The organism is Microcoleus sp. PH2017_12_PCY_D_A, from assembly GCF_020738565.1.
Taxonomy (GTDB): domain Bacteria; phylum Cyanobacteriota; class Cyanobacteriia; order Cyanobacteriales; family Microcoleaceae; genus Microcoleus.
In genome coordinates this window covers 1-25,787 of the sequence record NZ_JAEQCI010000048.1, presented here as the reverse complement: position 1 = coordinate 25,787, position 25,787 = coordinate 1, and the positions used below count along the sequence as shown (strand labels likewise).

20 protein-coding genes are annotated in these 25,787 nt (G+C 43.0%); 6 read left to right on the top strand and 14 right to left on the bottom strand.

Annotation, left to right across the window (positions count from 1 at the left end; translation table 11 throughout):
- Positions 1-515: 515 nt before the first annotated feature.
- Genes JGK39_RS15645 through JGK39_RS15630 form a run of 4 tightly spaced genes read right to left on the bottom strand, consistent with a single transcriptional unit; the run spans position 516 to position 1,901 of the window.
- Complete coding sequence (locus tag JGK39_RS15645) at positions 516-863, bottom strand: DUF5615 family PIN-like protein (RefSeq protein ID WP_293254006.1); 348 nt, start codon at positions 861-863, stop codon at positions 516-518.
- Positions 860-1,177, bottom strand: a complete 318-nt coding sequence (locus JGK39_RS15640) for a DUF433 domain-containing protein (protein WP_293254003.1) — start codon at positions 1,175-1,177, stop codon at positions 860-862. The genes JGK39_RS15645 and JGK39_RS15640 overlap by 4 nt, the downstream gene beginning before the upstream one ends.
- A 47-nt stretch (positions 1,178-1,224) precedes the next feature.
- Positions 1,225-1,680 carry an HNH endonuclease signature motif containing protein gene (locus tag JGK39_RS15635; RefSeq protein ID WP_293254001.1) on the bottom strand — a complete coding sequence of 152 codons (456 nt, stop codon included), beginning with the start codon at positions 1,678-1,680 and terminating at the stop codon, positions 1,225-1,227.
- On the bottom strand, positions 1,677-1,901 hold the full coding sequence (locus JGK39_RS15630; protein ID WP_293253998.1) for a hypothetical protein: 225 nt from the start codon (positions 1,899-1,901) through the stop codon (positions 1,677-1,679). Before JGK39_RS15630 ends, JGK39_RS15635 begins: the two co-directional genes overlap by 4 nt.
- 348 nt (positions 1,902-2,249) lie before the next feature.
- On the opposite strand from JGK39_RS15630, the gene cas1 reads away from it, so the two are divergent.
- From cas1 to JGK39_RS15610, 4 genes are all read left to right on the top strand, one after another.
- A complete protein-coding gene (cas1, locus tag JGK39_RS15625) occupies positions 2,250-3,311 on the top strand; it encodes a CRISPR-associated endonuclease Cas1 (protein WP_293253995.1) in 1,062 nt (353 codons plus the stop codon).
- Positions 3,311-3,589, top strand: coding sequence for a CRISPR-associated endonuclease Cas2 (gene cas2 / locus JGK39_RS15620; protein ID WP_293253992.1), 279 nt, complete (start codon positions 3,311-3,313; stop codon positions 3,587-3,589). Before cas1 ends, cas2 begins: the two co-directional genes overlap by 1 nt.
- 3 nt (positions 3,590-3,592) lie before the next feature.
- Positions 3,593-4,024, top strand: coding sequence for a hypothetical protein (locus JGK39_RS15615; protein ID WP_293253989.1), 432 nt, complete (start codon positions 3,593-3,595; stop codon positions 4,022-4,024).
- Positions 4,025-4,102: 78 nt separating this feature from the next.
- Positions 4,103-4,402: a helix-turn-helix domain-containing protein gene (locus tag JGK39_RS15610; RefSeq protein WP_293253986.1), complete on the top strand. Its 300-nt coding sequence runs from the start codon at positions 4,103-4,105 to the stop codon at positions 4,400-4,402.
- 653 nt (positions 4,403-5,055) lie between these two features.
- On the opposite strand, the gene JGK39_RS15605 is transcribed toward JGK39_RS15610, so the two are convergent.
- The 10 genes from JGK39_RS15605 to cas10 form a co-directional block, all read right to left on the bottom strand.
- Positions 5,056-6,810, bottom strand: a complete 1,755-nt coding sequence (locus JGK39_RS15605; RefSeq protein WP_293253983.1) for a hypothetical protein — start codon at positions 6,808-6,810, stop codon at positions 5,056-5,058.
- A 291-nt stretch (positions 6,811-7,101) separates the two neighbouring features.
- Positions 7,102-8,709: a hypothetical protein gene (locus JGK39_RS15600; RefSeq protein WP_293253980.1), complete on the bottom strand. Its 1,608-nt coding sequence runs from the start codon at positions 8,707-8,709 to the stop codon at positions 7,102-7,104.
- A 411-nt stretch (positions 8,710-9,120) separates the two neighbouring features.
- Positions 9,121-10,830: a CHAP domain-containing protein gene (locus JGK39_RS15595; protein WP_293253977.1), complete on the bottom strand. Its 1,710-nt coding sequence runs from the start codon at positions 10,828-10,830 to the stop codon at positions 9,121-9,123.
- A gap of 966 nt (positions 10,831-11,796) precedes the next feature.
- A complete protein-coding gene (locus JGK39_RS15590; RefSeq protein ID WP_293253975.1) occupies positions 11,797-14,022 on the bottom strand; it encodes a WYL domain-containing protein in 2,226 nt (741 codons plus the stop codon).
- A gap of 239 nt (positions 14,023-14,261) precedes the next feature.
- Entirely contained in the window at positions 14,262-15,890 is a 1,629-nt protein-coding gene (locus JGK39_RS15585; protein WP_293296770.1) for a hypothetical protein, read from the bottom strand.
- Positions 15,891-16,025: 135 nt separating this feature from the next.
- Positions 16,026-18,068 carry a type III-B CRISPR module RAMP protein Cmr1 gene (gene cmr1 / locus JGK39_RS15580; RefSeq protein WP_293296768.1) on the bottom strand — a complete coding sequence of 681 codons (2,043 nt, stop codon included), beginning with the start codon at positions 18,066-18,068 and terminating at the stop codon, positions 16,026-16,028.
- Positions 18,065-18,490, bottom strand: coding sequence for a hypothetical protein (locus tag JGK39_RS15575; RefSeq protein WP_293253965.1), 426 nt, complete (start codon positions 18,488-18,490; stop codon positions 18,065-18,067). The genes cmr1 and JGK39_RS15575 overlap by 4 nt, the downstream gene beginning before the upstream one ends.
- A 16-nt stretch (positions 18,491-18,506) precedes the next feature.
- Positions 18,507-19,385, bottom strand: coding sequence for a type III-B CRISPR module RAMP protein Cmr4 (gene cmr4, locus JGK39_RS15570; protein WP_293253962.1), 879 nt, complete (start codon positions 19,383-19,385; stop codon positions 18,507-18,509).
- The gene (locus JGK39_RS15565; protein ID WP_293253959.1) at positions 19,382-20,554 is read right to left on the bottom strand and encodes a type III-B CRISPR module-associated Cmr3 family protein; all 1,173 of its coding nucleotides are present in this window, start codon (positions 20,552-20,554) and stop codon (positions 19,382-19,384) included. Before JGK39_RS15565 ends, cmr4 begins: the two co-directional genes overlap by 4 nt.
- Positions 20,554-23,643, bottom strand: coding sequence for a type III-B CRISPR-associated protein Cas10/Cmr2 (cas10, locus tag JGK39_RS15560; protein WP_293296766.1), 3,090 nt, complete (start codon positions 23,641-23,643; stop codon positions 20,554-20,556). Before cas10 ends, JGK39_RS15565 begins: the two co-directional genes overlap by 1 nt.
- A 617-nt stretch (positions 23,644-24,260) precedes the next feature.
- Between cas10 and JGK39_RS15555 the strand changes: the two genes are divergently transcribed.
- Both JGK39_RS15555 and JGK39_RS15550 read left to right on the top strand, forming a co-directional pair.
- Positions 24,261-24,641, top strand: coding sequence for an HNH endonuclease (locus JGK39_RS15555; RefSeq protein ID WP_293253953.1), 381 nt, complete (start codon positions 24,261-24,263; stop codon positions 24,639-24,641).
- Between the two features lie 125 nt (positions 24,642-24,766).
- Positions 24,767-25,432, top strand: coding sequence for a hypothetical protein (locus tag JGK39_RS15550; protein WP_293253950.1), 666 nt, complete (start codon positions 24,767-24,769; stop codon positions 25,430-25,432).
- Positions 25,433-25,787: the final 355 nt, after the last annotated feature.

Here is a 25,787-nt window from a genome sequence, read left to right as displayed (position 1 = left end):
CTCGGAATCGCGGGTTGGCGACAGGTGGTCAGAAACCGGGTTTTTATGCGTTTCTGCGGGCTGTAACGAGTATTCTCGCAAAAACCCCGTTTCTTTGGTATTTGTGCGTCCAGGAGTAAATAAAATATAGTGCTTCGCAAGCAAGATTTAAGGGCGATTTTTTAAACTCGTTGCAACGGTCAAATCTTTTCTCTGTAATGGTTTCAAGGAATCTGGACAGGAACTCGTTGCAACTGATTTCAACTGATGTTGAAGGAAAACTCGCGATCGTTGATAGAATAGTATGGAGTGACAGGTGCGATCGAGCTTTTGATAATAGTTGTATTTGGCAAACCGCCGAAACTCGTGATAAGTGTCAACTCTTTTCCCTGTAAGGGTTTTAAGAATTTTGGACAAGAACTCGTGATAAGTGAATTGGAATGGCTGCTTGGGAATTGGGCGATCTGATAGAATAGTAATTAATGCTTCTTTGATGCTATAAAAGAGAGAATACTTTCTAATTTAGCAAAAATTAATCATAACGGTAAGTATTGAACTTGGTTAACTAAATCTTCTGGTTCGCTTACTTTCGCAATTATTTCTAAGTCCCGCACGCACTCCCCGACAGTTACATACTGTTGATGCGCGTAAATAACCCCACTAAACTTTACTCCTTCCTGCTGGCGGCGGTTGGCTATTACAAAAAAATCATCATCTTGGGTAAACATAACTCGATCTAGTTCGGTAGCGCGATCGAGTAAAATTGGGTCAGGTGTACCAGTTCGGCTATCTTCTTGTACCGTAAGAACGTCTATACCCCGCAATTTTAAACCATTTGTAATGGCTCGGCGAACGTGTTCATCCATATAAAGATCTAAAGTCATTTAATTAGCCCCTGGCTGCGAAGTTTTTTAACTAAAGCAGATTCACCAGCTTGTTGACGTAACATTTCAACCTTCTCAAATCGCCGCTGCATATCGGCATCTAGTTCTTCTTTATTATCCCAGTAGTAAGCTAAGGTAGAATAAATTTGACTCATGCTTAAATAGGGGTGTTGAAATTTAATTTCTTCAGGACTCCAGCCAAAAGCCAGATGACCGGAAACTAATTCAATTACTTTCATGGTTGTTCCGCCAATGTAGGGAACGTTATTTTCATTCAGTTCTATATACTTGTATTGAGTAGCAGTCAAGTTCATAGACTTTACCTCGTTACTGAATTCAGCTCGATCGTAGCATATTCTGTTTACTCAAGCTGCCGGGGATCTTCTGAGGGAGGATGCCAGTCTGCCTGAACCCATAGCCCACAGGCTTCTTGGATAGAACATTCTCCTCTATAGCGTTCGTCGTTGAGGTCAAGATACTCACAAGTGGCTCGACCGATGGGAGTTGTACCGACAATCTTCGTGCCATCTGCATTCCAGATGAAGTGGTCAGACCACTGCTGTTGACGGGGATTAAATAAGGCCAGAATTGCTGAGGTTTCCACATCCCGACCAACAATAAAGTTATAACGACGCTGGTTACAGCGGCTGCAAGCCAGAGCCAGGTTATCAGGATTGTCAGAGCCACTTAGAGAGCGTGGCTGGATGCGATCGATGGTGAAACGAGAGGTGCTGATTTTCTCTGGAGAGTGGCAATATTCGCACAGGTAGCCTGCGCGTTTCCGCACAAATTGCCTTGTCAATTCATTAATAGTCATTGCTGGGCAATCAAGAGGGAATTGAGGTAAGTAAAGATGCGGTCAAGTTCTCCTATGGCATTGAGTTCTGCCTCTTCTTCTAGGGTCAGCAAACCTGTCTTGTTATTTTCTAGCAGGTCTTCAAGACGAGATTGTAACTCGTCGGTAAATTTGAAGAGTCGAAGGTTATCAACTTTCTCAACTTTAATGCCTGTTCCCAGCAAAGATTGTGGGCTAATCATTACTTGGATCGTAATCTTGCTGCTCCAGTACAAAGGTCTATGGTCATGCTTAAATAGGGATGTTGAAATTTAATTTCTTCTGGACTCCAGTACAATTATATAGTAAGGCTAAAGGATTTGTGCAAAAAGTGCGATCGGCCGTAGGGAAACAGAGGGTTCGCTTCGCAAGAGCCCAACCTACGAAACTCATATACGAACTCATATACACCAATCTCCTACTCGAATACGAATTCAAATACCCCTCTGAGAACATGGAAATACAGGGACAAAAGAAAGTGTGACGAGAGCCAAACAAACACCTCTCAAACCGCCACTTTCCCCCAGTACCACATTCACAAGAGGGAAAACATGACCGCAGTATACATCACACAAGCCGGCTCAACTCTCAGCGTCCAACACCAGCACTTCCAAATCACTCACAAAGAAAAACTCTATCAAAGCGTACCAGTCACGCAAGTCACCCAAATTATTCTGTTTTGCATTTGCCAACTGTCGCGCCCAGCCGTCAAACTAGCCTCATCCCGCCAAATTCCCATCTATTATATCAGCCGCCAAGGCCAAGAACTGGGAAGTTGCGAACCCCAATCAAAGCGGGCAAAATATCGCTCCCAGCAGCTCAAACGCCTGCAAAACCCCGAATTTGCCCGCGCCTTTGCCGAGAGCATCACCTGGGCAAAAATGCACAATCAAAGCATCTTGCTCCAACAGTTGCACGTCAGCAGTTCAACCTTCGAGCCCGAAGTTTACCGCGCATTTTTCAAGCTATTAATAGATGACTTGCCGATGGCATATTCTCTAGACGAATTGCAGGGTTACAATGTCACAGCCGAGAGCTTTTATTATCCCGCCCTCGGCTCCTTGCTGCCCTTCGAGCTAGGTTTTCGGTGGCGCAATTTGCAGAATCCGGCAGATATCATCAACCGAATGCTGAACCTAGGAAATACCCTCTTGCACCAACAAACATCTGCCTTTGTGCAGGTGTTGGGATTGGATGCCGACATCAGTCACTTGCACATTCCCAGCCAGCACCAAAAACCCCTAGTTTGCGATTTGATGTCGGAATTTCGCCCGATGTTGGTAGATGAATTAGCGGTCAACCTAGCCAAATCCCGCATCATTACCGCGCGAGATATCATCCCTGAAAATGGTAGCGGCGCTTTACTTTCCCCTCGCACCCTCCAAACATTCATCCAGCATTGGGAAGAAAAATTGCAAACTTTAGTAACCCATCCCCACGCCGGAACCGTTAGCTACCGCCATTGTTTGGAGTTGCAAGTACGGGAATATATCGCCTGCGTGCTGGGGGACGTTCAGCATTACCGCCCGCTGGTTTGGCCATTTCCAAAAAACAACACTGCTGGCGATGCTAGCGACTTGGAAGCAGAATATCCCATGCTGGTAAAAATGTAATGTTTTACCTCATCTGCTACGACATTGTAGACGATCGCCGCCGCCTAAAAATTTCTAAGTTATTGGAAACCTGCGGTTGCCGAGTACAGAAATCGGTATTTGAGTGCGTGTTGGATGAAAAGCGGCAAGAACAACTGCAAAAACGGCTGTTGAAAATGCTAAACAAACAGCAAGACCAAATACGATTTTATCCTCTTTCTGCTCACTGTCGGTGCAAAGTAATCGTGCTGGGAGTGCAGCCCAAGTTTGTCATAGACGATGAAGCTTTCATCGTTTAAGCGGTGCTTGTAGGGTGCGTCAGCCGAATTTCTCGGGCAATTATCACAAATTTCAGCTCTGACGCACCCTACTACTTGCTGGTATGGGCGGGGCGGGTTTATGAAATTGTTGGTTTTGAAATCGATATTTTTGGTAAACCCGCCCTACAAGACTTTGGATTATATATGAGCGATGAAGCTGCTAAATTTCGGCTGCGGTTTTCTCCCAAAGTCACAAAACAACTAAAAGCGCTCCCCGTAAAAGTTCAAAAACAATACCGCAAAGCTTTTCAAACAATAGCATCTGCGGGGCCAGAATACAGAAGTTTGAGAACGCACCGATACAAACACAAAAAAGGTGAAGTTTGGGGTTCTGCGGCTTCAATGGCTTTGAGATTTTATTGGGAGTATGCGGGAGAGCAAACAATTTCGATTCAGGAAATCGATTCGCACTAGCAGCAGTAAATCCAATTTTTTGCAGGTCTGTAAATGGTGCGTCTCCACAGTGCGAGGAACATTTCGAGGTTTTTGAGCATGAAAAAACCGCAGATTTTGACAGATAGAGAGCGCAGGTTGATTGCAGTTTACAGTCAATGCCAATTAGGAATGACACCGAAGCGATTTTATGCTAAATGGGGAGTGACTTATGAGGAAATCGCTTTTATTTGTTCCCGTTCTGATTCTACAGTACGCGGTTGGTTTAAGCGCGGAAAAAATCGCCGAGTCCCTGCTGTTGCTGATTTGCGCCATTTGGCTTTAATGGACTTTCTGTTGGAGCATTTTGAGGAGATTCCCGACGAACTTTGGAAGCTGCTGTGTTCGCGTTCTGAATGAAGACTCGGCGGTTTCAACCGCGTCTACACAAAGAAGACTCGGCGGTTGAAACCCCGGCTAGACAAAGAAGACTCGGCGGTTGAAACCGCGTCGATACAAACAATGCCTGCCGGACGCCGACTGAAGAAAAAAGCAGGATTTAGCGGCGTATCACAAATTAGGGAATTTATCAATATCAGCGTGACCTGTCTTTCGGAGTGCTGTGTCAATTACTCTATCAGCATGGCTTCTTGGAAGTCGAATTAATGGAAACACCTGCATTAGTTTAGGTATCCCTAAAGTCAAAGCCGCTGGCGATTTTGCCAGCGGTTTTTATTTTTACTTGTTACGAAGAACAAAGCGAAAGCAATACCAATCTGAAAAAGAGTTGCTGCAATTGTTAGCGCTATGAAAATTATCTTTCATTTGCATAACCCTCCGCCGGACACGGCAATGCTGTTTCCCTACAAATGAGATTCTGTAATTTCTATGTAGTTTGTCAGGTGCGTCGCTATGAGATTATTGATATTTTTTTGGAAATTTTTCAGGGCGACGCACCCTAGGATTACTAATTCATAAAAAACATCCAAAAATCCTGTAGAAGCGGGTTCACAAACCATCTATGACACCCACAAACAATCTCATAAACCCGCTTTCGCCATTATTGACATCAACTATCTCAATTTGTCAGTTTCTAGGTGGCGGAGTACCCAATCAATTATCTCAGAATAGAGGTAGTAGGGAGTAGTGCTGCTGTACCCCACAAAAGATTTCTCCTCCAAGCCTAGCAATTTAAAAGCTCGGCTGCATATTTCACTCGTCACCTGCAATATTTCATCCGGGTTGCAGGCTTGTATTGCTTCATTCTTTATTTGTTTGTCTTCCGATTTGCGGTCTAATTCTAACATTTCCCACATGGTTGTTTTTGATACACCCTTGGCTAGATGAATCATTTTATTTCTTTTTTTTATCCAATATTCTAACATCGGCAATGATTCTTTAATATATTTCCAATTTGGGTTGTCTGTTTCTTGAGAATCCACTAATATTGCAACCAACTTAAATTTTTCCCATCGATTTGTTAGCCAATATTTTTGATTGTCAAAGTCATATTTTTTAAATTTACTATTTTTTTTGCTTGCATACTGATAGAATTTATCCCACAGTTCTGGTTCAAACAAGCTTTTTTGCAACTGCCAATTATAGATATCGCCTGCAAAGTATTTACTGCCACCTAATTCAATAATTAAATAACTGAGCAACTCTTCATAAAAGGAAGTCAAGCGCGATAAAAAGTTTGCGACCTGATTCAATTCCCAATAAATGCGACATTGAGCATATAAGTTTAGCCAAGGTTCATAAGTTTTTTCTAACTCACTTAGTACCGAAATTGCCGGGTTAAATTTAAGAATATTTTTGGTTTCAGCGCGGTCTAAATTGATAAAAGATAAGCCTAGATTTAGGGCTGCGATTGCGGATTTTATAGCGACCTTACTTGCTTCGATATTAGTCTCATCTATTATGCCACTGGGCAGTAAATCCAGATTTTTTTGCCACCCATCCAGAATCAGAATAGCACCGTCAAAATCCCAGCGTAAAAGTAATTGCCTTACGGTGTCGTATTTTTGACTCCGCAGGTGCCGCCAATACAAAGTTAGCGTACACTCGGAAGGTTTTCCTTGCAAAATGTTCTCTAGATTTAACTCAGGGTCGATAAAAACCAAAATCTTAAAATTTGAATCAATGGCTTTAATTTGTAAGGCTGTTACCATTGTGCCTGTCCCGCCTTTGATACTTGCCATAACCAAGTCATTTTTAGGTTGAAGTTCAGCGGATAATAGGTTTAGCTTTTCAACATTCGCAATCTCTTTGAGGTGTTTTTCGTAGTCGCTGAGTAGGGGTTCTAATCTGTTAGCGTCTATTGTGCTATCGATAAATTTTCGTTCTATTTTGAATGGTATATTTTCCAATTCTAGCCATTTCACTAAAATGTCATACATATAAATTGTATCTTTTTCGTGACCTTCTGGATTTTGAAATGTCACTTGGTTGGTTACAAATATGTAGCCTTTGGTTGCACCGAGGCTAATAGCTTTTTGAATTACACCCCAGATGCGGGCTGGTTTAATCCGAGGATGCCAGATTATCTCGTTTGCTTGGTACTTTTCCCACACTATTTGAGTTAACTTGCGGCTAGTTTGTTTAACATTAGTCGGAAATCCAAACTCAGGGTAAAGGATAGTTTCGATATAGTTACGCTGTGTTTTGTAGTCCCACAGTTTTTGCAGATTTGGCTTCAATTTAGCAATTTTTTCACCAATGTTGGCTTCGTTAGACAAATAGTCGATGGGTAAATAGTAGTTTTCGCCTTCTATGGAAATTTGGATGGTGAGGTCGGAAGTGCCGATGTTTGCGATTAAGATATTCATGGGATTTTAGATTGATTTTAAATTGTGGATTTTAGTGAATAACGGCGTTAAATCCGCAGTTGGGCGGGGAATTAATTCCCTGGCGATTTTTAGGGTGAAGCCACGACCACAGGATACAACATTGCCCATAGGTGTCAGCTTAAGCCTGGAACCATTGATAATTTTCGCTTTTGTCCGAAGCTTCTTTCTCCTCGCATCCCCCTTAAAAAGGGGGACGAAAGAGAATACTCTTGTCCTCCCTTCTTAAGGAGGGCTAGGGGGGATCTAAATGATTTAGACACACCACATATGTTAGTTTTTGTCTCGCTTTTGGATGCCTTTCAAAATCCAATGCCAGCCGCCCGTACTCAACCAAGTCACTACTCCTGCTGCTACACCGGCTGCTACACTTAATAATAAAACTAACACTGCTGGATGAATTGTATCTATTTTCCAGGTAGGTTTCAAGCTGAGCGGCTTTTGGATGTAGTTAGCAATGCTGGAGGCAATAATGCCACCTGTACCTACGGCTACGCCGATAACTTGAATTGTGGTTTCGAGGCGGCGCGTTTGCTGCATGAGACTGTATTCGTACATATCGCGTACTTCGTCGTTTACTTCTTGGTACAATTCTTGTATTTGAAATACTTCGTGCCATTGGCGGTAACAGCGGTGGTGGTGTTGGCGCTGCATGACTTGGGTGAAATAGCCCCGCGCTGTGAATACTAATAATTGGTTGCGAATTTCTTCAAATATTTGTTCGCGCTGGCTGTTAGTGTCTTTGTTGCTGTCAGATAGCCAATTTATGGCTACTTTTGATGATAGCATCATTAGGGTAAAGCGCTGGTGCAGGGCAATTAGAAATAGTAAAAAATATTGGTCGCGCAGGTGAGATGGTAGGGTTTTGCGGAAAAAATCATTTTTAGGGGCATCGGCTGCTAGGAAGCTGCCGCCTTCTAGGGAGAAGATAAACCACTGACGGCTGGCGTAAGGCAGCCAAGTTGGATTGTTGGGCTCTAGGTCTTCTGGGGCTGGATAATTGCCTTGTTTTTCATGGAATAAGTTTTGCAATTTATATAGTAAGAGTTGGGTTTCGTCTGGGGGTAGGTTGTCGGCAAATAAGGCTGTAAATGGGAGCATTTGTCCGGGGATAAAGACTTCAGTCCACCATTGTTTTGATGTGGGTTCGGGTAATTCTGTGGGAGGTAATGCTGATTTTTTGAGTAAGGCTGTCACTATTTGACCGAAGTGAACTTGATTTTTACCTGCTTGATATTGGTCATTGCCTCCTGCTATTTCTGGAAAGAATGGCTCGAATTGAGGTTGTTTTGTGTCGGGGTTTAAACCGATGCGCCGCTGGGCTTTGATGTGGGTTCCTTGCTGCCCTTCGAGAAAGCGAAAGTAGTGCAGAAAGTTGAGCCATTGATTGATATTGTTGGATTCTGGCTGAGCTCTGATTGTTAAAAATCCGACTCCTATTTGAAATAGTGCTAGTTGGGCTGCTTTGTTGCCTTCTCCTGCTTCGCCAAAGTTGAAGGGAATTTTTGCTATGGGGGTAATTAATTCCCATTGTGCTCGGAAACCAAGGATGTCGCGGGCTGCTTCGTTGAGTTTCCAGAGGCTGGCTGTGGGTGGGTGATTGTCTGTGGGGTTGAGGTAGTTGGCGACGTGGAATAGTAAGTCGTCTTTGGGGAATGTTTGGGATTCCCACAGCATTTGGTTTTGTCGCGCTGGTATTTGGGTTTGGGATATGCTGTTTTTGAGGGTTTGAAAGTTGGCGGTTTCAAATAGAAATGGGTAGACGAAATAGATGAATGACCCGTTTTGGTCGGTTGTTGCTCCGTTGAAGTTCACTGGTGTTACCTTGTGGGATGGGAGGGAAGGTCGATCGCGCTTGATGGTACATAATAATGGAAACAAGAGGCTTCATCTACAATTTTTGCTGAGCATTTTTTATATACGTAAATAAAATATTTGTTAAAAATAGCCTAAAAAATGTTGTTTTTTGGGCTATAAATTTAAATATATGTGTTGATATTTACGATCGCCCAAAAGTATTGACTCGCACCGCCTGAATGGATAGACTCGCACCGCCCAAAAGTATTGCAGATATTGCACCCTACAAGAATTACGATCGAGCTTTGGGCATTGTACAGTTAAGCAAGGGCGATCGGGGGTAGGCACGGCGCGGCGCTACCCTACAAGTCTGGAATTACAGTCCTGGACGCATTAAGACTCCTCGAAACCAGGTTTTTTAGTTAATCTGGGCGCTCCAACGAAGGATTTTAGTAAAAAACCCGGTTTCTGACTGCGCCTGCGTCCAAGGCTAAATTAGTAGCTCGGATTGCCGGTAATAAACGCCCCAGATACCCACTGATCTGTATTTTGCAAGCGGAACCAGCGGTTTTCATTCTTTCCTTCCCGCGGGTCCCAGTGAGTCGTACCCACAGTCGTAGCATCAAAAGTCCGGCTGTTATTCGTACCGAGAGAACCTACAACTGGGAAATTTGTCCCCGGCCCGCTGCGGACATTTACAGTTGTATCTGCGGTGCCGTTAAATAGGGGATTGCCGGTGATAAAGGCGGCGGAAACCCACTGATTTGTATTTTGCAAGCGGAACCAGCGATCGTCATTGCGCTGTTCGCGAGCATCCCAAACCGTTGTAGCGCGGGAAACAGCGTCAAAATTGCGGCTGCTGTTGGGACTGAGGGAACTGACGATCGAATTATTTGTTCCCGGCCCGCTGCGGACGTTAAGCTGTCCGTCTACTGTACCCCGGAACAACGTACCCGGTCTTACCGGATCTTGCTGTGTCGGATTTCCTGAGAGATATACAAACTTAGCACTATTAAAAGCATTGCTGCCGGGGTTAATAGTCCGCGAGGTAAAAGACATTTTGGCAGTACCAAAATTGGCTTCGGAAATCACAAAAGAGCCGTTAGAATTAACTCGTTCTACAAAGCCTACATGGCCTACACTACCTGCACCGCCTTGATTGGGATCCCAGACTACTAAACTGTTAGCTCGTGCTTGACGGCCCCAGGAACCGGCTTGGTCGTCCCAAACACCAGCATGACCTGAAATTTTCCCTCCCAAACCGCTATGGTTTTGAAGCAAACCTTTTTCTAAGGCTCGACCAAAAGCAAAGTCCGTACACCAGAGATAGGTGCCGCCAGTGCCGTTACTAGCAACAAATTTATTGCCGGCACGGCTGTAATTAACTGAGCCGAGATTTATCTGAAATTCTGATGGGGAAGCTTGTTCTATGAAAACTGTTTTGCCGCCGATGGTAACAGTTGCTGTATCATCTTCAGATTTGAGAGCGATAATTTCCGGTTGGCTCAATTCTTTACCTCGAACAACGGCGGCAAAAATCTCGCCTTCATCCCCAGCAGCATCGGTAATGTTGATTTGGGAGTCTATGAAATGTCCGATTTCTTCTAAGAGGACGGTTGCTACTGATTCGGGATTGTTGGCGTTTTGCTCAATGTACTCTTTTGATAAATAAATCTGACCGCTTAAGCTGTCAAAAGCACCGTTAGCATTGTTGATTTGAGAACCAGAAATCACTATTACGGGTGGCAGATTTTTGGTGTTGCCGCTGGCTAAGGTTTGTACTAGAGTTTGGGAGGCTGCTAAATCGATTTTTTCTCCAAAGGCGAGTTTCATTTCTTGGTTGAAATCCGCAGAATTAGCAAAGCTATTGAGGTAGCTGCTGGCAATTTGTTGAGCTTGTCCCAGGACTGAGCCTGTCAGCATATCGACAGGTGCGTTAGATTGAGGAAGGTTGGCAATGCTTGATGTTAAAGGATCTGCTGAACTGGCTGGGGATTGTTCGCCAAGGATAAAGTTACTGATATCTGGTGTTTGATAGTTGAGATTAAGTTCCGGTACGAAGGTGCCGACATTAGGTAATTTTTTGGTTGCTTGACTGGGATTTGTTTTGGCAAAGGGGTCTAAAATTGTCTCTAAAGCAGTAGGATCTAAATTAGCAGAGGTTTGCCAAGGGGTGCTGTTGGTTGAGATGTGTGAATTTAACATGATTGTGCGTTTTTGAGAATTGATAATTGTTTGTACATCGCTGTTGTTATTGACATATTAATTCTCTGTTCCGGCACTCAAGTATAGAGTTGGTGCGAATGACAATTGGTGCGAATGACGAATTGAGGTGACAGATTTTGCTCTGATTTTGCAAGCCTGTTGGTGCGAATGACAATTTAAATTAGGGCTTATGCACTCCGCCAAAGAAACCGGGTTTTTACTGAATTTGTGGGCTGTAATCAAGTTTTTTCGTAAAAAACCCGGTTTCAGGCGCCCTATGTGTAAGTGCTATTAGCTTTTTCGTGGGGGGTAGGCGATCTCTGAAACCCTTATTCTGTCGTTGCTGCTAAATATCAACCTTCATTTGTAACCAAAGATTCTTGCATTTACCCGCGAATCCGCCGGGGGTTAAAAACCCCCGTCTCATAGCAAAAGTCGGTTAAAAACCGACTGCCAAGCCTCAATTAAATTATCATTAATCTCAGTTTTTTTGAGAAGACTTTCGCTATAAAACAGGGGTTTTTAACCCCGGTTAAAATGTGGAAATTACCCAAAATCTTTCGCCATCAAAAGTCTTTACATTACCCATAAGTTCGCCGGAAAGTTAATTCCCCGTCTCCTAGCAAAAGTCGGCTTTTAACCGAATAAAAGCCTCAATTAAATTATCATTAACCTTAGTTTTGTTTGAGAGGGCTTTCGCTATGAGACCGGGGTTTTTAACCCCGGTTGGACTGTGAAAATTACCCAAAATCTTTCGCCGTCAAAAGTCTTTGCATTACCCACAATTCCGCCGGGGAATCAATTCCCCGTCTCCTAGCAAAAATCGGTTAAAAACCGACTGAAAATTTCAATTAAATTATCATCAATTCCAGTCCTCTTTGAGAGGACTTGCGCTATGAAACAGGGGTTTTTAACCCCGGTTGGACTGTCGGATTCGCGAGTTAGCCGATCGACAAATTCTCCAATTTATTCGCAATAAACCCTCACAATCCCATCGCCAATATTTTTTATTTTCTCCACTAACTCCGGCGGCTTCACCACCTTAACATTGCCACCAAACCCGATAATCCACTGTTCGAGATTAACATCATTTAAAGACCACTTCGGCAACACAACTCGAAACCGATGGGGAAACTTAGCATCTCCAGTTGGCTGCAAAGAAAACAAAGATTTAGAACCTCTAGGTTGTTTCCCTCCTGCAGGAGGTGACATCTTCATCACGGGAAATCGTTTGGTTCCCTCAGCAACAAATCGAAATTTACCATCGCTAAACCAAAGTTCAACAGTAATTTCAGCGCCCGATCGCACTTTTTTATCGGAACTGAGAAATTGCTGCTGCAAAATAGTGTTGTCACCAAGAAAAATCCCCGCACTTGCTGCTAAAAGTTGGTTCAGTTTTTGCAAAGATTCTTCTTGAATAGTGCGATCGCGCTTTCTCCCTTGACGTTGACCCAAAAACAATCTATCCAATCTTTCAAAACGCAACAAACCCTTATCTTTTTTGCTTTCACATTCAAACCCCAAATACCAAGCAAAGTTATAAAAAACTATTTGCAGCGGCCATACCAAAAAGAAGCCATCCGCATCTCCCGAAAATCGACCCCCACCGAGAACGCGACTTAATTCTAATAGTTCTCCACTAATAATAGCTGTTTCTAATTGGTCTAACTTCCATGACAGTGCGGTCTTAGGAAGGCTGTCATTATCGATGATGCAGCGATTGGCTATCGCCCTTACAGGATAATAGTCAGGCGAATTAAGCTTGCTGAGTTTCATCCGTTCTTTAAACATTTCAAAAACAGCTAAAGCTTCGGAATCTTCTAAACTTTTAGCTTGAGATTGCAGAATTCGGAATACTTGATTCAGTTCGCGCTGTGATAAAATAGCCGTCCCTGCAAAGTAGCCGTGTCGCAGGGGAAATTCCGGCAAAATCTGATAAGGCTTGAGGATATTTTCAATATCTTTCTGTAAGGTATCCAAGCATTCACCGATAAGAATCTGGTTTTCTGCGAGAGTATCGATTAATACTTTTTGGCTGCGATTTTCGGAGTTGGGTAAAAAGGGATGTTGCAAGATAAATCGAATAATTTTCAGCAACCGCTTGAATGGTTCTACATCTGAATAAGCGTGAGTAATTAGGTTTGAGTCTTCAATTATGGTGACATCAATATCGTTTTCGACTTCTCCCAAATTGCCGTTTTTGACTGTCCGCAATCCCATATTATTTTTGACACCCCCCAACCGCCCCGGGCTTCGGGGGGGAGTAGTAAGAGTAATGGGATTTGTTCGATCGCCCGTAGAAATAGTATTATCTTCGATGCTGACTAATTGATTTTGTTGCAACCATTGCAAATCTCTTACAATTGCATTATAATCAGCATAAATATTGCCTTTTTGCTGGTGCATTACAGCACAAATTTCGTCAATAGAATTGCTAAAAGAAGTAGTGGCAAAAGGCTGCACTTTACCCAAGATATATTCTAACATTTTTGGGTCATTGATATGCAAATAACCGATGCCGAGATAGCGGATAATTAGTGCTATTAGATGCAGCAGGCGATCGAAATCTTGCAGTTGGGAATATTGGTGTATGGTAATTTGTCGGTGTTTGGTACGGTTGCTGCGGTTGGTGAGAGTGCGATCGAGATTTTGAATTTTGTTCTGAATTGCTATTATGTCAAACTCACCGTCAGTTGCGGGAACATTGTTGACGGCTGCAAATCCTTCGGCGGGAAGTGGCGGGAAGTTTTTTAGGGATTTGAACATACTGACGATAACTTCTTCGGGTACAGTGCGATCGCGCTGTAGATTGCGCTGCTGGCAGATTTCTAAGGGGGTTTTGAGGTGCCAAGCCATCCACAATATGGGTTCTGATTTGCATTCTAAGTTGCGATCGTCCCCAGGAGTTAGGGAGGAGTCGGAATTTAATTGCATGAGGAGTGACATTCGCCATGCGCGTTTGGCGTTGGTGGCATCGTAGATGACTGGTTGGTTAAGTGCGATCGCGCTTTGAATTTGCTGCAATACTTGAAGTTCTATCTCGTTCCAATATCCCTGAATGCTGGCATTTCCGTAGAGTTGTTCGCGAATGCGATCGGTGGAAACAATCTGATAGTTTGCTAGGGTGGCTAGTTGTTGGGCAAAGGTGGATTTTCCGCTGCCGGGTGGGCCGATGAGAAGGTGACAAATCATGTTATTTTTGGATAAAATTGGGACAATTTTAGATGTGAAATTTGGGATTTTAGATTGATTAGCTTGATGATTTAGTCGGCGGAGGCCGACTTTGTTTATGTAGACGCAGTTTCAACCGCCGAGTCTTAATAATTTAGTCAGTCTATACAAACGAAGCCATTTGATATCACCTAGCGGTTGAAACTACGTCTATACAAACAAAGTCCGCGCAACGCGAGACTAAGAGATGAGAAGGGTATTTATTGCAGTCCTTCGTGTAATAATTGAGCGATCGCCCAGTCTTTGACTTCGCTATAAATGTAATGATGGGTGGAAGTACGGACGAATTGATGCAGATATTCGGGTTTGACGATTTCTAAATTGCTGGTGAGGATTTTTGCCATGTGCTCAATTATGCGATCGGGAGGACAAGTATCTAGATGTTCTTTTTTAACTTCCTCCTGATACAATAACTTCATGCGTTTTTTTGACATTCCTTTGCCGTGGTGAATCAATTGATTGCGATGACTGCACCAATAATCTAAACTTTTTAACAGCAAGAGAATTTCCTGCCAAGCTTGCTGTTCCGAGGCTTGGTTGCGCTGTAGGATTTTTTCACTGATGAAATTTCGCTTCTCAAAGCGGTTTTTCAAATAAGGAAAATCTATGTCAATTCCGATTTGTGTCGCAGTTTTTTCTAAAACTCCTTCATAAAAAGAGCTCATTCTTGACAAAAAGTTAGCTATTTGGTCGAGGTTGTAGTAAATGCAGCACTGGGAGTAGAGATTTAACAGGGAGTCATAATTTGAGACTTGCTTAACTAACTTTTTAGATAACTTAGAGGCTAGCTGAGGATTATTTACCAAAAAATCCTTAGCAGTTTGACTGTCTAAATTTAAACAATAATCGCCAACTTCCAGAGTTTTAACAATGCGAGACAGCAATTCATTGCTAGCCGACAATTTAGGGTCATCGATATAGGGCTTTAAAAATTTCAAAGTTGCCAGCCATTTGTCGAGAATAGAAATAGCACCTCGAAAATCCCAGCGAGATTCTAAGATAATTTGAACGTCTTGATATTTTTGACTCCGCATATACCGCCAGTAGGAGGCAAAATCGCATTCTGATGCTTTCCCGTTGAGAATATTTTTAACTGAAAGTTGAGGATTGATAAACAGTTGGCTAGTGACAGATGATGCGATCGCCTGCATTGTCAAAGCTAACTGCATTTGGGGAGTTCCCCCTTTGATGGCAATTAAAAGTGTTTGTTCGGTGCGAATGTGCTGGAAAAAAAACTGATAGTAATAGTTCAGTAATTCATCGCGATCGACTGCTGGGATATGTTTGGGAATGACTTTACATATCAATTCCAGGTCTGGCATTTCCTGCTGAAACCACTTTTTCAGAATGTTAAATAGATGGATAGAATCTGAGGGATAGCCCAGCAGATTTAATTTCTCTTTACCTGATTTCTTATCCAAGATAAACTCAGGTTGGTCGGTAACAAAAATGTAAGCTTGTTTGACTTGAAAGTTAGGGTCTTGGGTAGCAGTTTGTAAGACACCCCAAATACGACCGGGACGAATGCGATCGTGCCAGGTTCCTGTTTCGTCTTTTTCATAAGCTGCTAACAGTTTTTGAGTTAGTTCGCGAAATGAAAATGATTTTTGACCGTTTCTATTTTCGGTGACAGTAACTCCCAGTTCGGGACAAAGTTCGCTGATGATGTAACTTTGTCGCAATTGTGCGTCCCAGACAGTTTTTTCATCGTCGGTTAATCCAGATTCGTCTATGTTTGGTTCGTTGCGATCGAATCCTACGGGGATGTAGTAGTCGTCGATTTTTACAGTTATGTCAGATGTACCGATGTTGGTGATGAGAATTGCCATAATTTGTCCTTGGTTATTAGTTGCTAGCAACGGCTATGTAGCGAGATTTAGGAGAATTAAATCAACATGGCTCCTGTATTTACAATGTAGACGATGCTCATCTTATATCCTATAAATGTCTCGCGAATGACGAAATCATTGAGTTTGGGGCAAAGGCCACACTTTGATAGACCCTCTAGGCAAAGCTTGCACAAAATTAGCGCGATCGGGGTGATTTGCTCCAAAAATAGTTACAGCTTGATAATGCCTTCCCTCTTGGGGAAAATTTGACTTAATAATGACATATGATGGAGTAGAAGTCGATTCATTATCATTCTCTTTAGTAATGCAGCCACCAACATTTTTGTTGCCGATATTTTGCTGATTGACTCCTTTAAATCGAGGTGCGTACAGCAACTCTAAAGCTTCTCCTCTTACATCTACTTCAATCCCTTCAGGATTCCAGCTTTTTACATTTCTTGGATGTAATAAATCGGAAAAAGGAACTAGATAAATTTTACTTTGACCATTCAAAACATCCTGATTGCGATCGCCTGATTTTCCGGGCGGACAAGTAGCAGGATTTCCTGTTGGTTGCTGTACTTCAAGAAAAGCCCCCCTTACTCCTCGTAGAAAATTTTGCCAATCTCTTTCCTTGCATGGCAATTGATTAGTTTCTAACTCCCAATAACATCCGCGCAAACCAGGCTCAGGATTGTTCCAATGTAAAGGTCGCCTTGAACCTCGACCAATTCCTCCAAGATACGATGATAATTGCAGGATTTTTTCTATTAGTTGCAGGTTTTTTTCTATCAGTGGTAGTCGATTTGTTTGCCTTGCTTCTAAATGAATTGTACCGCTGTAATGAAAGGGGCGAGATCGATTGCCTGCTTGTTTTTCTTGCCACTCTACAGCAATACGAATAGCACCTACTTGGCTCCGAGGTTCGATCGTACCAAAAAGTTCGGCTTCCAAGGTTTTACATTGCTGTAGGGGATAAATACCAAGAGCTATCGCCCTAAACCAATATCTTAACATCCCCCGTACCGCAGTCGGGCGAAATTCTGGCGTTCCCTGGCGATCTTTTTTATTAGGTGCAAATGCTCCATACATTCCTGCTGTCCATAAATCGAATTTGTAAGATGTTGTTAAAACACCATGATTCGAGCTTATTACTGCCAGCTTTGTCCGCCCGTATCCCGAACTTACCCGCGAGCCAATACCGGATTCTGCTAGAGTTTTTTCTAACCATTCTTTAACTATTTTTACGTCGTTTTGGTTGTTACCTCTACTGGTAAGGGCTAAGCCGATCGCTAATTCCGGCTGTTCCATTGACAGCAAAAAATGGGGTTCTGGCTTGTATTTTATGCGATCGGCATCCCAATGCCAATTAGGATTTGCCAGATCGATACTTAAACACGGCTTAGTTGGAAAAGCATCCAAAAATTGCACGCAACCAATCCCATTATCCAGTGCACCTAACAATCGGTCTATTCCAGATTGATTGTTCTGCCTAGCCCAAGCCAGCACCGCTCCTTTAATGCTGCTTGAAGGAACGTATGGAACGCCATATACTGGATGAAAAACAGGCAAAAGTATTTCTTGAAAGCCGCGCGTTCCCCCCACTCGCACTCGCCAGGGAAACTCCACAGTCAAAACTTCAGTAGCAATCAGCTTAGTTTTTTCTGTTAGTTGTTGGTAAAGGCGATCGCAAGTTGTTTCTGCCGCTACAGCCGCTTCTAAAGCTGGCCGATAAGATTTTTCAAATTTCTCTAAATTGAGGGCTTGCAGGGGACTGCGAAGCGTTTGTTGCCTTGCTATAGCTGCGTTTCCAGCGGCAGCCTGCTGAATGCGAGCTGGTGTCGCAGCTCCGTTTCTAGGGGGATTTTGCTGCTCGGGAATTGCTGCCGTTTGAGGTAAATTCCCAACCTCAAAAAAAAGCTTTTTTTTATTCCATTGAGGATACAGCTCAAAGAGTTTTGCTGTTACTCTTCCGAGTTTACTTTTCGCCTGTTTTTGTACCTCTCCATCTGGAACATATACAATCAAATTATCTGCTGCTGTTAGCTCGCTATTTTGAAGTAAATCATAAAGAGGATTCTTGTCTTGGCGAAGCTTTTGCAGAAAATTCGACCACATCTGCTGTGGAGTTTGACCTCCTCCTCGATCGTTACGATTCTGGTTATTGCGATTAATCATACTTCCTCAGCCTCTCCTAATACTGACGGTGCCCAAAACGACCATTCTTTAGCTAACTGGATTGCCAAGCGATTCAAAGCGGTGTATTTTCTTAAATTTAGATGGAGGAGAGTTCCTTCTCGATCGACATCAAAATCTGCACCGCTAAAAGTTTGAAGTTTGACCAAAAACTTCCGGTAAACTTTGCCTTTATATCTGGTATCTTCAGCAGTTCCCCCCTCAAATTTTTTCATATCTCCACTCAGGCGATGCAATCCCCAAGTTGAGATATAAGCAGTTAAGCCTTGGATCAGTCCACTAGCTTTTTTATGGTGTCTATCTCTCAAATTATCTCTTTCTAAGTTAAATATTTCCAACTCGTCCTTGAGTTCTGTCAGTGCCGTATGAGCTTCTTGACTAAATTTACGCGGATCTAGATTCATGACTTATCCTCGTTAGTTATGCTATTTCGATCGATGTTTCAATTGTCTTCAAATCTATCCAACCTCTACCCAAACCTTCCAACCCTCCAAATTGCAGCCTTTTTTTCAGTAATTCTGGGAGTTGTTGGCGAATCTCCTTGGTTTTGCCAGCTTCTTTAGCTGGTTTCATTCCCCAAGGAAAGAACAACACTGCTTCTGGCGGAATCGCTTCTTCCGAACGGAAGGAACCACCTTTTACTGTTTTACTACCTACTTCCAAAGCTACCCGCACTTCTCTTTGCAATCCAGTTTCTACTAAGGCCGCGCAATCTTCATCGCTCAAAACTACTAATTTGTTAGTTAACTGAGCGATAAGTCCATTATTGCCTGTTAATGTTTTCAGTTCTTTGTCAAGGGTATTTTTTTCAACTTGATTTAGTAGATTTAGATGCTGCTGTCTTAACAGTGCCGTTTGCAGGTAAAGATTGTCGGTTGTAAAACTAACTAAAGCAGGTCTTTGTTCGGTAATACTTGTTCTGCATTGTTTAATTAAAGCAGTTAAAGGAGAGTTTATTAACCAGCGATTCCAGCGTTCCAGCCACAGCGGACAAGTAATCCAAACTAGATGGTGGCTTAAGGAAGCGATCGGAAAAAATAGGAGAGTCGCATCGGCAAACCAAACTTCTCCTTCCGTAGGTTGTTGACCGTCTTTAATCTTTTGCCCGAAAAAGATTCCGGCTTCATTTTTATTATTTCGTTCCAATTCAGAACGAATTTTACCGCGTAAAGAAGAAGCAGGCAAGTAGGGAAATTCGGTATGAACTTCGCGAGCAATTCCCATGAGATTGCCTTCGTTAGCGCTACCTCCAGTATGTAAAGCAGTGAGCAAGTGTAAGTAAGTTATGTAAGCATTCATGATCTCTTTCCCCACAGTAATTTTCCGTAACTTAATTCTTGAAAAGTCTTTAACCAACTCCCTCCCGCAGATGGTAACAATCTTTCATCTTTAGGCAATTTTTCATCTTTAGGCAATTTTTCATTGAAAATGTAAACCGTTCCTGGCGGCACAAATGCCCGCTGCGGCAGCAAAGCAAATTCAGCATCTCCTTTATTTGGCGAATTGAGAATTCGGCGTTGAATGTTAGATACGCCCCCCCAAAGCAAAGGGCGATCGCTCGCACATCCCCTCAACAAATTCTGCCAATTCCTCGGATAAACTCCATACATCGCTGTTTGCTTTTCCGCCAGTCCAGGTGTCAGTAAATAAGCAAAATTGCTAGCTTCTTCTGGTTTTTCAAATTCCTGTAAAAGCTCCCATTGTTTAAATTCAGATAATGGCGAAACTAAGGCTCGATGTCCTTCACCTCCCAAGCGCACAACCTCAGTTTTTTCTAATTTGTGGCTCATCCCAGCTACCAGTTGCCAACCCGAATGCAATCGCACTGCTACCTCAGTAAAATATCCTTCCTCCTCTTTAACTTGTCTTTCTCCCGATTTCATGTGAATGTGCGGCATGATTTGCACGCTCCAAGGATCTGAGTGAAAATATTTCTGATTTTTATCCTTGGGAGGTTCTAGCGTTTCTCCCCGAAGGTATTTGCTTAATGCTTCAGCACTAATCCAAGTCTGAGGTCGGGAAATAAATTCATTTCTGCCAATCTCAGGAGTTACCATCGGCGGCAATTTATCTCGATCGAAACCGAATTTTTCCATAGCTTCAGAAGTCATCGGCTGAAACCGCAGGGTTCTGTCCCAATCATCTGTTTTATCGTCTAAATCATCTTGGGGTGTTTCTTCTTGATTTTCTGGCTTAGTCTTAACAGCTAACAAATCTTTGGGAGTTGGCAACCAAAGCTGATTTTCATATGACAGAAACGGGCCAATAAACTTTAAATCGCGCAGTTTATTTTCCTTTCGATCGCCATAAAAATCTTTGATCGATCGCAGTGCTTGAAAAACTGTAACTGGCATTGGCGGAAATTGCCCTTTTGCCCAAGAACCTTCGCCAGGAACGAAGGGTGTAGCTTCGCGAAATAACAGCACATCCAAAGGTTCGATCGCGTACCAATTTATCTTATCATCCATCAGTTATTCTCCTCACTTCCCCATTTATCTTGCTGCACCATCTTATCTACCCAAAAAGCACTGAACCTTAACAATTTACCCAAATCTTGCGGTTGAATTCCTAACATTTTTTGAGCTTCGCTTGTGCTGAGCCAATCTTCTAAAGTTAAATCATGTTCTTGAGAATCAGGTTTTTTAGGTTTTAAACTCTTCACCCATTTTTCCCAAGCATTTAGCCATTCAAGTAGGGATGTTTCAACATTTTTATCCAGCGTCTTACTTTCATCTCGTCTGTCAATAATTACTCGTGCTGCTTTCTCAAACAAGTGACTGTTTTCGGTAACGCAGGCACGCCGAGGCAATTCTTCAGCTAGGCGATAAAGCAGCGGGCTGAGTTCCTCTCTCGGAGACTTTAGAAAACCGTACCAAGACTCTAATAAATCACCTTTCATCACCGCTTCCAAGGTATTGCCACCACCGTAAATTACGCGGAAGCACAAGCCATCTTTACCGGGTATTTTCTTAGCTCTTTCCTTTTCAGCAGTCCAGAGACTTTCTAACACAGTCGGTAAAGGTACGCTCTTGTGAGCAATGACAATTCCGGCACTCATTGTTGCCCCTTCCCCCATTGTGAAAAGAGGGCGATTTGGCAATCCTTTTATTGTTTGTCTGGGCTGCCAATATCCAGTTGAATCTCCGTTTTCAGCGACGTGATTAAATTCATTAAATGGGTCTTGACTGCCGCACCAAGCAGCTCGCAGTGACAGGAGATATTCTGGTAAATCGGCTAGTGGCAATACTGCCATTACATCATCGCCTCCACTGTAAACTACTTTACCGCAAAATCGCTTTTCTGTGATGTGAGGAACTAACCGATTTGAAAAATCCAATAAGGCACGGTTTAGCCCGACGTGAGTGGCTGGACCCATGCGTTTTTTAGTGTTTAATAGTTCATCCAAATTGTCATACTGCTCAGATTCTTGTTGGACTATATATTCCCTGTAATCCTTGAGTTTGCCGCCTGATACGTATTTGCCCATGCTATCGCCGTCAGCCAGAACAATTGCCCACCAATCAGCCGGACTGCCATCGTTAAAACCGCTGTCTTTATGCGCTCGATCGACCAATTTTCTGAGAGTTTCAAGTTGTTCTCCCTCCAAGCTCATGTCTTCAGCCAACCACTTGCTAGAAAACATAACTCCGTTATAATTTTGCCCCGCTAGATTTTCAGGGTTAATTCTGCGATCGGTTTTGTAAACGTGAAAAGGACGGCCGCGCGTGCGAGCAGCAAATTGTTCTTGCTGTTCTGGCATTTCCTGCCGCATTAATTGATTAAAATTAGTCCAATATTTCTGCACTTTGGGAAGATTATCGAAGGTAAATCTTGCTGCGGCAATCGAACTTAAATTAGGAAAGCGAATTAAACTCTCATAGTCAAGGCGATCGCCCCCAGCAGATTCATCTCTATTAATTGAAATTCCCAAAGGTTCAGCCACGCCGCCGTATCCCCAAGCCATGCGCTTTGTTAATTCAATAGCATTCAGTTTTTCGGAACCGTTAAACACCCCCGGATAAACCTTTGCCATCACTTCCCAAAACAGTCGCATCGAACCTGCCGATACTCCCCCACCTTCACAAAAGTCATCTCTGTAAAGTAAATTGGGATGCACTGCACTATATTGACCGGAAAGTGTAGAACGTTCCCCCGGTGCGGCGGGAATTTGCCAGGTGCGCGTATTTTTAATTGATTGAATTAATCGACCGAGACGTGATTGAACGTTGCCCCACCAAGTACCGACATTAAGAGTATTATAAAATAGTTCTTCGGGTGGAGTTGGTGTAGATTGGTTGGAACGAGAAGGTGCGATCGCCTCTTGTGCTTGTTTCCAATCATTGTTAAATTTCCCGTTTTCTTCTTCTTCAATCATCAGCGATTGACCGCTATCACCTAAAGGAACGGCTGTCCAATAAGCTTCCCAAGAATTATTGATTTGAGCTTCCCAAAGATAATTCCATTCCCAACATCCGGGCTGCTGCCATTTTTCTAAATCTCGCTTGTCAGCGGGGGTGTTGAAACCCAATTTGACTATTTTATCTCTGACTATTTTATCTCTGACTATTTTATCTCTGAGTATTTTATCTCTATTTCCTCCAACTTTCAACCATGCGATCACTTTTATTTTTATGTCTTCCCGCACTTTATGCGCGATATATTGCCATTCTTTTTTAAGCCATAACTCCAGTTCTTTACCTAATTGTTCTGCTGCTGCCTTACCGGGAACTAGGACGGTAATTGTATTGGGAAAGCCTGCGGTACTCAAACTGGTTGATTGTCGGTCTTGAACTTCAAAACGAGTAACTGGAGTTGTACCTAACTGTAACTTCTGAAACTCTGCTTCAAAGCTTGGGTATTTTTCAAGAATAAGCGCGTCGATAATTTCCTGACCCCACAAGGATGGCGTAATTACTGCATCTGGACCGTATTTTTCGGCTATGTACCAGCAGACTTTGGCACCTAAATAATGTAGCAAATATGACCCCGCCCAGAAGTCTAAAAACTTGCGCGATGCTTTAATAAATTCTTGGACTGGTGAAAAGGTAAATAACAATAAATACGGATGTTCTTTTTCGGCGGACTCCCCATCGGGAAACATCGCGCCGGTTAAAGCAGAAACGGTTGCTTTGTACGAGTGAATCGGGCAATCTGGGAGAATTTTGTGGGCGGGAACTAATAGAGCATCGGTTTGTTTTTGTGCTAAAATATCTGGATAGAAGCGCCAAAACCACCAGAATACTTTTTCAACATCTGACTCGTTGGCGATCGCACCCAACTCATCGATCGCGATCCCAGGTAATTTACTGTTAATCCCTGTTTGCGGCTGACCGCTAATCGGGTGTCGGACTTCACAAGTATCGCTAGTTGTAGTATTACTGGGAAGATTTACGCGATCGGACGAATCTGCGATCGCCCGTGGCAACGACAAATCCGAAGTATTGATTTGCCCTAATTGCCCTTCAAAACAGTTTAACTGGCTGCATAGAGACAGACACGTTTCTGGGTTTTCCGCATCGTGCAGCAAGGCATAAAGCTTGCGGTGGTAGTAGTTCATTTACTGCTATTTCGTACCAATAGAGTTAAAGTAACACGTCTGGTTTGTAGCTGAGCTTACTCTCGTGCGAATGACGAAATATATAGGTTGACAGGTAGATACAATAGAGTTGCGATCGATCGCACTGAGGGCGAACACAGAGACACCGCCCCAAGCAAGTGTGACAGCAGGATGCTTAAAAACTCTTAATATTTACGTACAGCCTCGATATATGGTGTTCAGGATTAATTTGCAGTTGTCGTAAATCCTCTTGCTATCGATCGCCGTACTTTAAATAGCGAAATATGTCAATAGCAAGTAGACTTTTATTGGTGATTTTTGATTAGCCACGACAGTACCGAAAAAGTCTGAAACGGTTGCTACGCGCGATCGCTAATTTTTCAGAACTTCAAAGGACTATTTTTGAGCGATCGCTTTTCTCCCAATCTTCGCCTGATGCAACTTTCTGTACTTTGTGCGTTCTGGATGGCGATCGCTCTTAAGTGAGACAAGCGTGAAATAATAGTGAAGAAGGCGTTAAGAGATATGGAATATTGAATAAATTTACAGCACTCTTTAACTTGATGGCTTCTGAGTGATGGCAATAAAAGCGATCGTCATATTGTGAGAAATGAGCTATGAGAAAACCAAAAAGGTATCCCGATAATTGGCAAGAGATTGCACTTTCGATAAAAGAAAGTGCGGAATGGCGGTGCACTAAGTGCCGCCAACAATGCCTCCGACCCGGTAAGAAAAGTGACTTAACCAAATCCGAACGCTTAAAGTTAACTTTGACGGTGCACCACCGCAATCGAATACCGGAAGACAATCGCCCAGAAAACTTAATAGCCCTTTGTACTGCCTGTCACCTTTCGTATCATAATCGCGGTCAATCCAACGTATCACCTGGGCAATTATCGCTGTTCCCCGATGATGACATTGATTGGAATATAATGGATGCTTCTCTGGAATCGGCACGAGGCGATTTATCCGATCGCAATCCGCATCCATTAGTTTGAACCAATTTTTTCTTACCTATTTCCAAATTTACAACTGCAACTAGACAACATTATGCCGACTTAAAAATCTCAAAATTTAAAAAAAAAGTGAGCAAAATACTAGGTTCTAACTATTGACTAAAACTATGAGTGACAGCACCAGCTCAGAAAGTCTGGCTGAAGTTAGGGATACCCCAGACAAACCCATTACAGAACCTCGTCTGTACCCGAATATACCGATCGCCCCTGTTGCGACGCCCCCTCCTATGGTATCTAGCCTCCACGCACAACTTAGAACAGATTTGTGGCAGCAATACCCTTCAGGTGTCGGCTACTTCCAACACCGAGCCAAGGGCAACCCCAACAACATCATCAAGCATTACATTGCCACCCCCGACGACATGACGCTGTTGCCTTTAGACGAGGCAATGCAAATTATTAACAAATTTGGGCTGACTGCTGCCAAATTGCACCTAATTTTTGCAGCTCACATTATGAGACAAGAAGAGCCGTGGAAAAGCTTATTCACTCTCGAAGGCAGTGATTTAATCAAGGAAATGGGGTGGGACAAACGCACAGACTTGCCAGTCTCTCAAAAACTGAATGAAATAGCTAAAACTGCGTATGCTCTAGGTTGCTTAGCAATCAAAGCCATATGGATTGAAGGCAAACACAAAAAAGGTGGAATTAGAGCCAGCGTTGACACCTCGCGAATGTGGAATATTCAAATTCAGTTAACAGGTCAGCAGAATCTAGAGGGCAAAATAGAAGATCCTGATGAAGTCTACATCACCGTCCAACCGGGACTCTGAACTCATGCCTTCTTGAACAAAGCAGGTTGCTTCGCCAAGGAAGCCTTGTATCAGTTTGGCTATTAGCTCAGGACATTCTCAAAATTGACGCCTACCATGATGAAATGGCTTTGCGCTTAGCACTTCATCTGACGATGGAAAGCCGATTCTCGCGCGAGTGGCATTTACAAAGTGGAGACACTCCTACAAGCGCTATTGCCCCAAACGGTAATCGATCTAGCTCGGTCAGACCGCAAACAAACTTACAAGCTGACGAATAAGTAGCTCAACAAAATTAATTACACAAGCAACTAATATGATATAATGAAAATATCGAGTTGTATTCAAAGAGATTTTATATGTTTTTACTTCGAGA